This is a genomic window from Psychrobacter pocilloporae (assembly GCF_029872915.1).
Taxonomy (GTDB): Bacteria; Pseudomonadota; Gammaproteobacteria; order Pseudomonadales; family Moraxellaceae; genus Psychrobacter; species Psychrobacter pacificensis.
In genome coordinates, this window is sequence record NZ_PGFT01000001.1 from 2,254,966 (window position 1) to 2,268,177 (window position 13,212).

The following is a 13,212-nucleotide window of genomic DNA, read 5'->3' on the forward strand; positions in this document are numbered from 1 at the left end:
GAAAAGACACAATATTGCAAGTTATTCTTGCATTTTATAAAAAGCGTTTCTATCTCTTGCAATATGTTTTGCAATGCAATAATATCTTGCATTGGTAAGTTATGAAAACAATATTCAATTTTGTATCATCTATACACGTTCACTGATTGATAAAGGCTCAAATAACAATGTCCGATAGCAATAGTAAAAGCACGCAAGCAGAGCGGCTAGTACAGCTACGCCGAGACAAAGGATTTACCGCAGAGCAGCTAGCACAGGCAATGACAGCCGCTGGTGCAAAGGTCAGTCGCGGCGCTATCTCCAACTGGGAGCGCGGCACTAATGGTATTGTCTCATCCAAGCTACCGACACTGGCTCGTATTTTAGGTTGTAGCGAAGGCTATCTCTTGCGCGGTGATCTTCAAAGTGAAGATACTAATATGTTTTTATCCGAAGACAACTATTTATCTCAAAGTATGGATTTAGAGACAGCTCCCGCTTCAGCTAGCTCATCAGACAATGGGGCAGCTAAGACTCAGCTTGAGACTTTTCCCGACACCGATAAACATTCACAAACCTACCCGACAAAGGGTCACGCTATGAACACCATAAAAAAATCCGATAAATTACAAAACGTCTGCTACGACATTCGCGGCCCCCTACTCCAAACTGCCAATAGAATGGAAGCAGAGGGTAAGCGCATACTGAAGCTAAATGTAGGCAATCCAGCGCCGTTTGGTTTAGAAGCGCCTCATGAAATCTTGCGTGACGTGGCAATGAATTTATCTGAGGCAACGGGTTATTCGGACTCACAAGGGATTTTTTCGGCGCGCAAAGCCATTTTGCAATATTACCAGTCTAAAGGCCTCTTATCAGCAGTTGATGTGCGTGACGTCTATCTGGGTAATGGTGTCTCTGAGTTGATTGTGATGACCATGCAAGCATTAATGAACGATGGCGATGAAGTGCTGATTCCGATGCCAGATTACCCACTTTGGACAGCAGCGGCTAACCTCGCTGGCGGCACCGCTGTGCATTATCGCTGTAATGAAGCGGACAACTGGCATCCTGATGTTGAGGATATTAAATCTAAAATCACTAGCAAAACAAAGGGCATCGTGGTTATCAACCCCAATAACCCGACAGGCTCCCTTTATAGCGATGAGTTATTAAAACAAATTATCGAAGTTGCTAAAGAGCACAACTTAATCATCATGGCGGACGAGATTTACGATCGTATTCTCTATGATGATAATGTACATACACCGATGAGCACCTTGACCGATGAAGTACTGGTACTCTCATACAATGGCTTGTCAAAATCACACCGTATTGCCGGATTTCGCTCAGGCTGGATGATGGTGTCTGGACGCAAGCAACACGCGACTGACTTTATTGAAGGCTTGGATATGCTGGCATCCATGCGCCTTTGCTCGAATGTTCAAGGACAGTATGCCATCCAAACAGCGATGGGCGGTCATCAGAGTATGCAAGACTTGACCTCCGAAACAGGTCGCCTATATAAACAGCGCGAAATGGCGGTTTCACGTCTCAATGCGATTAAAGGCATTTCTTGTACCATGCCGCAAGGTGCGTTTTACTGTTTTCCAAAAATGGATCCAGAGGTTTACCCTATCACGGATGATATGGACTTTATGATGGACTTACTCGTCGAAGAAAACGTGTTGATGGTGCAAGGCACAGGCTTCAACTGGGACAAACCCGATCATTTTCGTTTGGTCTTTTTGCCTAACTTGCTTGATTTAGAAAATGCGATGGATAGATTGGACCGATTTTTTGCAAAAAAACGCCAGCAGTTTGGCACTGAGTAAATATTCATATGACATTAAAAAACGCTTATCGGCATCATGCTGATAAGCGTTTTTTATGGCTCTAGAATAAGATTTAGTGCAGAGCTCTAGCGCCTTAAGATTAAAAAATATTGCTCAATACAATATAGCTGATTGCTGATAGACCAGCAGCAACTGGCAAGGTGATGACCCATGCCAAACCGATTGGTTTCATAAGCGCCCAATTGGTATCTTTATTGACCATACCAATACCCAATACAGCCCCAACCAAGGTATGCGTGCTTGATACAGGAAGACCCATCGTTGATGCGCCCATAACGACAGCAGCAGCGGCCAGCTCAGCTGAGAATCCAGAAGCTGGATGCATCTTCGCCAGATTGGTACCGACAGTTTGAATGACTTCTTTACCGATAAACCAAAGACCAACAATCAGTGCCACACCAAAAGTCAGCATAACAGCAGGTGGTACAGCCGCTTCGGTCGAGATGCTATTGGTACGAATGACATCCATAATCGCAGCAAAAGGACCAACCGCGTTGGCAATATCGTTTGAGCCGTGACTAAAAGCAAATGCTGACGCGGTAAAGACCTGCATCCAGCTAAACATAATAAAGGTGGCTTTGGTCAGATCCTCTTTGTGCTTGCCGCGGATACTTTTGGTATAAATATAAGTCGCAAGCCAAACGAGGGCTGCTATCATCCCCATGATTAAAAAGCCTTGCAGCGTCGTCATACCGTTATTGATGTTTTTCAAACCTTTAAAGATGACCAAGGAGGCCATCACTGCACCGCCCGCAGCCGCAATAATAGGCACCCATTGCTTCAATGCTTTTAAGGTATCGAGGTTGCTGCGCTCGTTTTCAAGCTTATAAAGTTCTTTGTAATAATCTGTCTCTAAATCTTCAACCAAGCAATCATCATCTTTATAGATTTCTTGATCTCGTAGCATCGCTGACGTATAAGCCAACTGCTCTGACTCGGTTAGACCATCCAAAAACTCTTTATGGTTTTGCTTTAATACTTTTTTATTGGCTTTTAGCTCACCAATATGCGCTTCTGTTCTATCATTATATTCAATGATATTTTTCTTGATTTGGCCATATAGTAGATAAGACAAAACGCCGCCTAGTAACGGTGATAGAACCCAAGAGATAGCGATAGTGCCAATCTTGCTCCAACTTACCGTTGATAACGCCATTTCAGTACCACCTAACGTGATACCCAATACGATGGAGCTACCCACCACGCCGCCAATAATCGCATGGGTGGTCGACACTGGCAGACCTTTTTTGGTAGCAAATAACAACCAAAACGCAGCAGCAAACAACGCTGAGAGCATGACATAAATAAACTGGTTGGGCTCGACTGAGAGGCCGTCTAAATCGACAATACCGCTTCGGATGGTATCGGTTACTTCACCACCTGCCAGTACGGCGCCCGACACCTCAAATATCGCTGCGATACCCAATGCTTGCGGGATAGTCAGCGTTCCTGCACCCACTGAAGTACCAAAGGAGTTGGCGACATCGTTACCACCGATATTGAATGCCATAAAGACACCAAACGCGGTCGCTATAATAAACAGCGTCGTTTGCTGACGCATGGTGTAATCTAAACCCCACCACAAAAAGTAGATGGTCATCGCAATCAATAAAATGGCAAAAAATAGATTTACTTTCGTAGAGCCGACTGATTGGGTTGGCCCTGTAGAACTGTTGCTAATACCCATACGTTAATACGTCCTGCGTAAGCTGATTGAAATTATATGCGATTAGTAACATTGCGCAGCCATACATGTGAGTTTTAAAACCACACACTAAAGTAGCATGATGATAAATACGCAACGTGCTTTTTAAACAATGAATGCTAAACAATAATATTTAGCGGATTTTGCTGCCGTACCTTAGAATCATTCATCTATGCTTGATTCAGGGCGTTGATACGCTTCTCTGTAAAAACACATCACATATCAAAAAGCCGCAAAGTATATTGCCCAATCATTTGATTACAGCATCTTGCGGCTTATCTTTCTGGTGATGTTACGGTCTTTATCAGTACATTTTTTATCAATACAGTGTTTATCAATACTTAGATACGGCGATAATGTCTTTTAAATATCTGTACTCATCATAAAATATGCATCTGTCAGCGCATTTTATGACAGGGTAAAGACAATTGCGGCCCTATTATATTAAATATAATCACATAATGCATAATGATATTGCAAGATTTGTAACTGTGAGCGTGTCCACAGAATTCATCCTTTATCAATGACAGATTAAATTTCGTATGTTTCCCTAAGCAAAATTGGGAAAGGATGGTTTTTTAAAAGTATAAGCAACCTGTAAATCTTAGTTATTTTGTGATAGCTAATTGCCATCAGATGCTTCCGATAACTGCTGTATAGCATGATCTAAGACGTCTAAACGCGCTTGTCGCTTTTCATTGGTCGCGATAATACACCACGGCGCTGTTTTTGTATCGGTGCGTGCCAGCATATCTGCTGCAGATTGCACGTAATCTGACCATTTATCACGATTGCGCCAATCATCATCAGTGAGTTTGAATTGCTTGTGCGGTGTGTCTTTACGAGCTTCAAAACGCTTGAGTTGCTCTTTTTTATCAATCGCCAACCAGTATTTAATGACCAACGTTCCAGCTGTTGTTAAGTCGGATTCGAAACGATTGATTTCATCATACGCGCGTTGCCACTCCTCATCGGTGGCAAACCCCTCAACACGCTCAACCAATACTCTGCCATACCAAGTGCGATCGAAGATAGCGATACGGCTAACACGGTTGGTTTGTTCATTAGGTAACTTTGTCCAAAAGCGCCATAAATAAGGGTGCTGAGTCTCGTATAACATCGGTGCGCCGATATTGTAAATTTGATATTCACGTGGATCGAGCGCGGCAACTAGCCTTTTGATTGCGCCTCCTTTCCCAGCCGCATCCATGCCCTCAAAAGCAAAGACAACATGACGACCTTGACGCGCCCGTAGTAACTCAGCGAGACGTGTTTGCTTCTTTGCCAAAGCATCATTATATTCAGACTTACTAATCTTTGAATCATCAATATTGGTCAAGCTTTTTGGTATCTTTACCGGTTCAAACGGCGCCTGTTCAACTTTTGGTTTGGATTTTTTTGTCTTGGACGGTGGTTTTTTTTCTGTAGATTCAGTTGTACTGGTACGACTACTAACGAGCGCCATTTGCATCGCATGTAAGACTTCATGACAAAAATCGTCAGCCGCTGCCGATTTATCATCACCATCAATGATGATCCAGTCATCTTGTTGCCGTAAGAGAGTGGCTGCAACCTCGTTAAATTTTTCGATCACTGTTTTGCTGTTCCAGTCAATTTGATACAAAAACTGCGGATCAGCCTCACTATCTTGTAGACGGCTATGCAGTGTTTCCATATCCACATGGAACCAGCATTTCAGTAGCCTAGTGTGATTGGCTACAAGATCCTGCTCAAATGCTTTGAGCTCAGCTAGCTGCTGCTGTAAATAGGCTTGCCATTTCGCAATAGGAAGCGCATTTTTATCGATATGTTTTTGATTTTTTGACTGCTTCTTTTTATCTTCTTTATCTTCATTATTTGATGTTGCTATGCGCATGACGTTGTATAACAAGTCAGCATACCAATTACCAAAATAAACCATCACATCGCCATGGCGCGGCATCGCGCCGGTATGAACTTGCCAAATAGGCTGATAGCTTAGCGGCGCATGGCCGACGGTTGCCTCAACTTTAAGCAATCTTGGATCGACCCATTGCCTCAATTGCTTAACAGCGGTACCCTTGCCTGCCTGCTCCATCCCATTAACGAGTACCAGCAGCCCCGTTGGTTTATTGAGCGTTGGCGGTGTCTGTTGCCGGGTGGCTCTTAGCGCATACTGCGCCGTAACCAAGGCGAGCCTAAGGGCATTCTTGTCCATAGAAAACTGACTCAAAGGATTGGGCGTTAGGCGCTCCTCGACGACTTGCTCACTAAACTGCGAACTGACCGCTTGTGGTGCCTCTGGTTCAGTAGTATCATTTTTTTGGGACATGATTGGACTCACTTTTATTGTTATTGAATGATATTGTTATTACACTGCTTTGCCATTGAATGATATTAGATACTCTCGCTTGGCAGACTCTTTTTGACACTGCATTTTATGCTAGAGTAATTTCATAAAGCTATTTCATCATAGCATTGCGCCAATCGAGTAAATAATATTGCTATGTAACAGTTTGGCATTTGTATTCTCATTTATTTTCTTTTATGGTGAACACAATTTTTAATACTTGCTAAAATAGCTATTCAAAAGCCTATGCGGTTAAACAACCACAATAACGCTGCCTCAAATTTTCAATATTATCTATTTTTATTATAGGATTTACTGCCATGACCGCTCTAGCCGACTTGCAACAGCATTTGACACGTTTTTGGGCTCTGCCTCACCATGAAAATGACGTATTGAGAGCCAAGCTCAACGAAGTACAAACATGGCAACAAGTACGTATCCGTCACACCCATCGTGCACTGTTTGAACAACCCAAAAACCAGCTAATGGCAGATTATTTTTTAACGAAGCTATATGGTGGTGATGAGTTCGAGATACTAGCAAAACAACTGGCCCGTATCCTGCCAAAAGCCAAAAAACTAGAACGTCTTGCCAAAGAGTCTGCATTAGAGGCTGGCAGCATGGGTATTCAAGCAGCAATTTTGGCCATTGAGCTCGATCTACATTTGGCTGAGTGGCTACTCGATCAAAACTTACCAGTGAACGCAGACAATATGCTAGCTGCCTACCGTGCGGTTGATGAGGAAGCTGAACGCCGAGTACAGATTGCCAACCTAAAAGACGTTTGTTACCGCACTGACAAACACTTAAATACCTTTATGCTCAAAAAGGCCTTTGCATTGGCAAAAAGTGCTGCTTATCGCAGCAATTACCAGCCACTTTATGATTTCATCGACGCAGGCTTCAAAGCTATGAAACCTTTAAGTAGTGTAAGCAGTTTTATTGAACCGTTTTGTGAACGTGAACTGCTAATTGTTGATGAAGTACATAATGGCGGTAAGCCAGTAGGGTTTGGTGTATCATAGAATCAATACGCTAAATAGCTAATTAATTCTTGGCATATCTCAGGCTGTACATAGCATAATAAAAACAAACCTTAGGATAATGTGATGACCGACACATCAAGTAATAACAACGCTCATTTGCAGAACAAATTGGTAAAAGACAGTATCGATCACAACCAAGATATCAGCGCGCAAATATTACGCGCGCAGACAGCTGCATCTAATAAAGATAACAGCAATAATGACTTTACTAAAGTCCAAGACCTACCAACTGGAACGCCACAAGGCCAACAAACGACTATGCCAAATACCGAAAAACCAACCAGCACGGATACTTCAGTACGCACAGAAAGGCAAGCGCTTTTCAATCAGCGTGATGATATCAATAACCCACATACGCCTGAAACTGATGGCAATGAGCAAACTCACTTTGGCTATAAGACGGTCAACAAAGCCGAAAAACAAGCACGTGTGGCTGATGTATTCACCTCTGTCGCCAAAAAATACGACATCATGAATGATTTCATGTCATTTGGTATTCATCGTCTATGGAAGCGCTACGCCATTAGCCTATCAGGGGTTCGTGCCGGTCAGCATGTACTCGATATCGCGGGCGGTACAGGCGACTTAGCCAAAGTATTCAGCCGTGAAGTCGGTAGAAATGGCCATGTTGTATTATCTGATATCAATGCTGCCATGCTAGAAGTGGGCCGCGAGCGCTTAATCAATGCTGGCTGCAATAACGTTGATTTTATATTGGCGAACGCTGAGACGTTGGCACCATTTGATGACAACAGCTTTGATTTGGTCACCATCAGCTTTGGTTTACGTAATGTCACCGACAAAGATGCAGCGCTGCGTGCGATGTACCGTGTCCTAAAGCCGGGTGGTCGCTTATTGATTTTAGAATTCTCAAAGCCCGTGTTTGAGCCATTATCTAAAGCATATGACTTGTATTCATTCACAGCGCTGCCAATGATGGGCAAGCTGATTGCTAATGATTCTGAAAGCTATCAATACTTGGCGGAGTCGATTCGCATGCATCCTGATCAGCAGACGCTCAAACAGATGATGCAACAAGCTGGCTTTGAGAACTGTGATTATCATAACTTGACTGCTGGCATTGTCGCTGTACATCGTGGCTTTAAAGCGTAAAGTACGATTAGCAATACTATATTAAACCAAACATACTACGCGCTGACTCAAAGGCGCTCACTTAATGATGCGAGAGCCTTATGCTGACTGTCTTACTATTGGCTGGTGCCGAAAAGCTGATTAACATTGCTATTGCGAGTGACGAGATTACCAAGGCAGGGTTAGCGCCGCTTGCTGGTAAAGTACTGCGTCTCAACATGGGTATGCCTGACATTCATTTGGACGTGTTGTTCACTCATGAACGGTTGCGTTTTGAGCCAGTCACGACAGACAGTGTCTTTGAGCCAAGTGGTCAGATGAATGAGCGCCAAAAAGCCAGTATGGAGCGCGCCCGTTTTGGTCATAGCCGTCCGGACTGTACCATTACAGTCGATAATCCAGCGCAGCTACTCAATCTGATGCGCGGCGCGGAGGGTAACTTACCAATCGCGGGCGATTACAAAATACTGATGCAGCTCAAACAGCTGGTGGCTGGCTTCGATCCTGATTTGGCTGGGCAGCTTGAGCCATTAATCGGCAAACCAATGGCCAGTCAATTACATCTTCTTATCTCTCAGCTTAAAGGTAGCTGGCGTCATAGTGCCAAACGTGCATTTGATGATGTCAGCGATTGGGCTAATGATGTGGCAGGCAATAGCGCGCCTGACCCTATTGAGGTCGCTGAAGTCAACGATCTCAAACAGCAGATTCTAAAGTTGCGTGCTGATGTCGAACGTGAAGAGGCCAAACTTGCGGCTATCAAAGCAGAGCAAGCACTTTCCCACAATAACTCGTTTCACCAGTAGTTTGTTTTATTAGTAGCTTGTCTTATCAATGATGAGCACACGCTATTACTGATAGCATTGTCTATAATGACGCATAGCGCCTACCCTATTTTCGTTTTTGTCCAGAGTACCCAATCCCATGCTATTATCTCACCGCGCCCGTCTACTAGAGCTTTGGCGTATCGCCGCAACTTATCGCCTTGATACCCATTTATCTGTCGAAGAAGCGCCGCAACTGCAACCTTTAGCACGCTTAATTCGTACGCATCCAGCAGCATGGGGTAAAAAGCATCAGCCAAATGGAATCAAGTACGCGCTTGAAGAGATGGGTACACTGTTTCTCAAATTGGGTCAATTACTCTCAACGCGTCGCGACTTGGTACCGCCTGAGATTATCGCTCAGTTAGTACAGCTACAGGATAAAGTTAAACCTTTCGACGCTGATATTGCTGTCGCTCAAATTGAGCATCCAAAACATGGCCTCGGTCAATCCATCGATACATTGTTTGCACGATTTGATATTAAACCACTAGCGGCAGCCTCTATCGCCCAAGTCCATACTGCAGCTCTGCATGATGGGCGTGAAGTGGTGGTTAAAGTCGTGCGTCCTGATATTCGCACGGTGATTGTCTCTGATTTTGAATTATTGCGAGAACTGGCAAGTTGGGCATCGGCGCGTATCGAAGCGGCGCGTGCTGTTCATATCATCGATATTGTTGAAGACTATCGACAAGTAATGCTCAATGAGCTGGATTTGACCCTTGAGGCGGACAACACTACCCAGATGCGCAATAACTTCTTGGGTTCAGCATTGATGTATGTGCCTGAAGTATATGATGCTGCCAAAAACGTGATGGTCATGGAGCGTATCCAAGGCGTTCCCATCTCACAAGTTGAGGTGTTTGATCAGTTGGGTTATGACCGTGGCGCGCTTGCAGAGAAAGGCTTGACGATATTTTTCACCCAAGTCTTTCGGGATAACTTTTTTCATGCTGATATGCATCCGGGCAATGTGTTTGTTGAGACGCCACCTGTCAAAACATTACATGCAGATATGGCAGCGGTTGATTTGGGTCATCAGCCACGCTATATCGGGCTTGATTGTGCCATCATGGGTACCCTGTCAAAAGATGATCAGCTTATCGTGGCACGTATGTTACTTGCAGTCATGAATAACAACTTTACCGCGGTCGTCGACATCGTTAGCCGTGCAGGTTGGATACCACCAAATGCTGATAAACATGCGCTGATGCGTGATATGAAGCGTACCGTAGGCCCCATGCTACAAAAATCAATCAACGATATCGATTTTGCTGGTGTGCTGATGCAGATTTTAGACATTGCTCGTCGCCATCATATGAGTATCCCGCCGCAGCTGATGCTATTACTCAAAACCTTGGTACATGTAGAAGGGCTCGGTCGTGACCTCTATCCTGATCTTGATATCTGGTCACTTGCCAAACCAATCTTAAGTAGCTGGATTAAAGAGCAGTTAGACCCGATGCGTAACTTACAACAGTTGCGCCAACAGTTACCTGAGCTACTCTTATCTACTACCGACATTCCAAAGCTACTGGATCAAGGGCTACAAAGCCTTGCCTCACAAGGCTCACGGCAAGACAGCCAACTGCGTGAAATACAACAAATACGCGCCGATATGCTCAACGACCGTCGCCGCGACTGGTTGGCATTGGCAGGATTCGGAATCAATATTGGCATTGCGACTCAAGTAGGCTGGTTTGCACCTTTCTTTTATTTGTTAGCTATTGTGGTGGTCATTTGGCGTATCCTAGCTTAATTACCATAGGACAAATTCCTGTCAATGACACATATTAAATAGATATTGAATATGCTTTAATGCTAAATAGTCGCATTATCTATAGGATTCATCATGTCATCACTACCATTGTCACAGACTCATAATACTATCAAGCCAGACCATAGCTTGGCTATTACAGCCTTACAGGAACGTTTTGGCAAACAACTGAGTGTGAATTCGACAGTGCGTGAGCAGCATGGCCATACAATGACGTGGCTCACCAATCAGCCACCAGATGCAGTATTAACGGTACAGGACAAACAGGAAGTAGCAGCGGCGGTCGAGATTTGTAATCAGTATGAGATGCCAGTGATTGCTTTTGGTATCGGTTCATCTTTGGAAGGCCAGCTCAATGCACCTTATGGTGGGTTATGCATCGACATGCACGCAATGAATGCCATTTTGCAGGTTCATAATGAAGATTTGACCGTTACCGTTCAGCCTGGCGTGACGCGTGAGCAACTGAACCATTATCTGCGCGATACAGGGCTGTTTTTTCCGATAGATCCTGGCGCTAATGCCAGTATCGGTGGTATGGTCGCCACTCGTGCGTCGGGCACCAATGCGGTACGCTACGGTACCATGAAAGATGTGGTACTCGCACTCGAGGTTGTCACTGCGAGCGGAGATATCGTAAGAACAGGCACACGAGCCAAAAAATCTGCCGCAGGCTATGATTTAACACGGCTGAAATCAAAACATACATAGAGTCAAAGCAATAATCAAAAAAAATGCGCCTGCTTTTAATTAGAAGCAGGCGCATTTTTAATGCTCATTGTCATAACATTTGATCAATTGCCATCTGTGTTAGCACCCGTCCACGAGCAGTACGCAATACATACCCTTGTTGAATAAGGTAAGGCTCAATCACGTCCTCAAGCGTACCTCTATCCTCAGCCATTGCCGCTGCTACGGCTTCGACCCCAGCAGGACCACCATCAAAGCGCTCGTGTAATATCTCTATATAGCGTCTATCCAGATGATCGAGTCCTCGTCTGTCCACTGCTAACATATCTAGCGCACTACCTGCAATCGCACCATTGATACTACCATCGCCTTTTACCTCAGCATAATCACGCACACGGCGTAACAGGCGGTTAGCAATCCTTGGTGTACCGCGTGCACGGCGGGCAATCTCTATAGCGCCATCCTCACTCATTGGTACACGCATCAAGCGTGCTGCTCGGCTCACAATTGTTGTGAGATCCGCAATATTATAGAACTCTAAACGCTGTACGATACCAAAACGATCACGCAGCGGTGAGGTCAATAGCCCAGCTCTGGTAGTTGCTGCCACCAATGTAAACGGTGGCAGGTCAAGTTTAATAGAACGTGCGGCAGGCCCTTCACCAATCATAATATCCAGCTGAAAATCTTCCATCGCTGGATAGAGTATCTCTTCAATGACCGAGCTCAAACGGTGGATCTCATCAATAAATAATACGTCACCCGCTTCCAGATTGGTCAGCATAGCAGCCAAATCCCCTGGACGCTCAAGCACAGGCCCTGAGGTAGAGCGCAGATTACCCCCCATTTCACGAGCAATGATATTGGCAAGGGTCGTTTTACCCAGCCCAGGTGGACCAAATATCAGCGTATGATCTAAGGCTTCATCACGGCCTCTCGCCGCACCGATGAACACCTCCATTTGCTCACGTACCACTGGCTGACCAATATATTCAGCCAATAATGCTGGTCGAATATTGGCATCAGGTGCATCATTTGCGCCTTCTAGCGGATTAATTAAGCGATCTTGCATCATAGAATTTATCATTATATTAAAAAATTAGGTAACAAATAGCATAACCAAACGCTGCGCATAAGTCATGCAAAACCTCATAAAGTAGAGGCCAAAACGAAAATAAGCGACACTCAATGTCGCTTATTTTTTACTACATTATCAAATTGCTATCGATAGAGAGCGGATACGATCTAAAAACCAGATAGCTGCTGTAAGGTCGCTTTTAACAAACTTTGAGTATCGTTAAAGGTATCGCCTTTGCTTTTAGCCGCTTTGATGGCGAGCTGAGCTTCTTTTTCTTTGTAGCCCAAGCTAATCAGTGCCCCTTCTACTTCAGCAATGATACTGCCGTCGTGAGAAACAGCGGTTTGCTGAGGCATGAGCTCAAACGAACCGTTGTCCACTTCGATATTCTTTAGCTTATCTTTTAGCTCGATAAGTAAACGTTGCGCCGTCTTTTTACCAATACCCGGTATGCGCGTCAATGCCGCCTCTGACTCTTGCTCAACATGCATTTTTAGCTCAGCCGCTGACATTGCAGACAGCATCGCTAGCGCCATTTTTGCCCCAACGCCATTGATCTTAATCAATTGGCGAAAGACATCGCGCTCTTTACGGTCAATAAAACCATAAAGCAGTTGCGCATCCTCACGTACATGAAAATGTGTCCAAATACTCGCCTGCTCGTTAAGGTGCAATTGACAAAATGACGGCAATGGCAGCTCGATATCATAACCCACACCAGCGGTTGTCATGATACAAGCCGTTGGCGCCATTAAGTATTGCACCTGTCCGGTAATCAATCCAATCATCACTCACCTCTGTTGGTTATTATAAAGTTAAATCCGCTGCCATTTATTATG

General features: G+C 44.5%; 9 protein-coding genes and 1 pseudogene. 6 read left to right on the forward strand and 4 right to left on the reverse strand.

Annotated features, from left to right (window positions below):
* Positions 1-167 precede the first annotated feature (167 nt).
* Complete coding sequence (locus CUR83_RS09610; RefSeq protein ID WP_212564346.1) at positions 168-1,811, forward strand: aminotransferase class I/II-fold pyridoxal phosphate-dependent enzyme; 1,644 nt, start codon at positions 168-170, stop codon at positions 1,809-1,811.
* A gap of 100 nt (positions 1,812-1,911) precedes the next feature.
* On the opposite strand, the gene CUR83_RS09615 is transcribed toward CUR83_RS09610, so the two are convergent.
* Positions 1,912-3,519, reverse strand: coding sequence for an inorganic phosphate transporter (locus tag CUR83_RS09615; protein ID WP_277077591.1), 1,608 nt, complete (start codon positions 3,517-3,519; stop codon positions 1,912-1,914).
* Between the two features lie 640 nt (positions 3,520-4,159).
* Positions 4,160-5,848, reverse strand: coding sequence for an ATPase (locus CUR83_RS09620; protein ID WP_284719544.1), 1,689 nt, complete (start codon positions 5,846-5,848; stop codon positions 4,160-4,162).
* A 338-nt stretch (positions 5,849-6,186) separates the two neighbouring features.
* Between CUR83_RS09620 and CUR83_RS09625 the strand changes: the two genes are divergently transcribed.
* The 5 genes and pseudogenes from CUR83_RS09625 to CUR83_RS09645 all read left to right on the forward strand — a co-directional run.
* A complete protein-coding gene (locus CUR83_RS09625) occupies positions 6,187-6,891 on the forward strand; it encodes an FFLEELY motif protein (protein WP_071001955.1) in 705 nt (234 codons plus the stop codon).
* An 84-nt stretch (positions 6,892-6,975) separates the two neighbouring features.
* Positions 6,976-8,025, forward strand: coding sequence for a bifunctional demethylmenaquinone methyltransferase/2-methoxy-6-polyprenyl-1,4-benzoquinol methylase UbiE (gene ubiE / locus CUR83_RS09630; RefSeq protein ID WP_071001956.1), 1,050 nt, complete (start codon positions 6,976-6,978; stop codon positions 8,023-8,025).
* An 80-nt stretch (positions 8,026-8,105) separates the two neighbouring features.
* Positions 8,106-8,810, forward strand: coding sequence for a ubiquinone biosynthesis accessory factor UbiJ (locus CUR83_RS09635; RefSeq protein ID WP_071001957.1), 705 nt, complete (start codon positions 8,106-8,108; stop codon positions 8,808-8,810).
* Between the two features lie 118 nt (positions 8,811-8,928).
* Positions 8,929-10,587, forward strand: a complete 1,659-nt coding sequence (locus CUR83_RS09640) for an ABC1 kinase family protein (RefSeq protein WP_284719545.1) — start codon at positions 8,929-8,931, stop codon at positions 10,585-10,587.
* 93 nt (positions 10,588-10,680) lie between these two features.
* Positions 10,681-11,298, forward strand: a pseudogene (locus tag CUR83_RS09645) (FAD-binding oxidoreductase); the annotation flags it as partial.
* Positions 11,299-11,386: 88 nt separating this feature from the next.
* Here the strand turns inward: CUR83_RS09645 and ruvB are convergent.
* Both ruvB and ruvA read right to left on the reverse strand, forming a co-directional pair.
* Positions 11,387-12,367 carry a Holliday junction branch migration DNA helicase RuvB gene (gene ruvB, locus CUR83_RS09650; protein ID WP_058025939.1) on the reverse strand — a complete coding sequence of 327 codons (981 nt, stop codon included), beginning with the start codon at positions 12,365-12,367 and terminating at the stop codon, positions 11,387-11,389.
* 173 nt (positions 12,368-12,540) lie between these two features.
* A complete protein-coding gene (gene ruvA / locus CUR83_RS09655) occupies positions 12,541-13,161 on the reverse strand; it encodes a Holliday junction branch migration protein RuvA (RefSeq protein ID WP_277077588.1) in 621 nt (206 codons plus the stop codon).
* Positions 13,162-13,212 lie beyond the last annotated feature (51 nt).

Excerpts from the sequence above, each read along its gene's own strand:
- CUR83_RS09610 (WP_212564346.1), top strand. The coding sequence starts at position 168 with ATGTCCGATAGCAATAGTAAAAGCACGCAAGCAGAGCGGCTAGTACAG.
- CUR83_RS09615 (WP_277077591.1), bottom strand. The coding sequence starts at position 3,519 with ATGGGTATTAGCAACAGTTCTACAGGGCCAACCCAATCAGTCGGCTCT.
- CUR83_RS09620 (WP_284719544.1), bottom strand. The coding sequence starts at position 5,848 with ATGTCCCAAAAAAATGATACTACTGAACCAGAGGCACCACAAGCGGTC.
- CUR83_RS09625 (WP_071001955.1), top strand. The coding sequence starts at position 6,187 with ATGACCGCTCTAGCCGACTTGCAACAGCATTTGACACGTTTTTGGGCT.
- ubiE (WP_071001956.1), top strand. The coding sequence starts at position 6,976 with ATGACCGACACATCAAGTAATAACAACGCTCATTTGCAGAACAAATTG.
- CUR83_RS09635 (WP_071001957.1), top strand. The coding sequence starts at position 8,106 with ATGCTGACTGTCTTACTATTGGCTGGTGCCGAAAAGCTGATTAACATT.
- CUR83_RS09640 (WP_284719545.1), top strand. The coding sequence starts at position 8,929 with ATGCTATTATCTCACCGCGCCCGTCTACTAGAGCTTTGGCGTATCGCC.
- ruvB (WP_058025939.1), bottom strand. The coding sequence starts at position 12,367 with ATGCAAGATCGCTTAATTAATCCGCTAGAAGGCGCAAATGATGCACCT.
- ruvA (WP_277077588.1), bottom strand. The coding sequence starts at position 13,161 with ATGATTGGATTGATTACCGGACAGGTGCAATACTTAATGGCGCCAACG.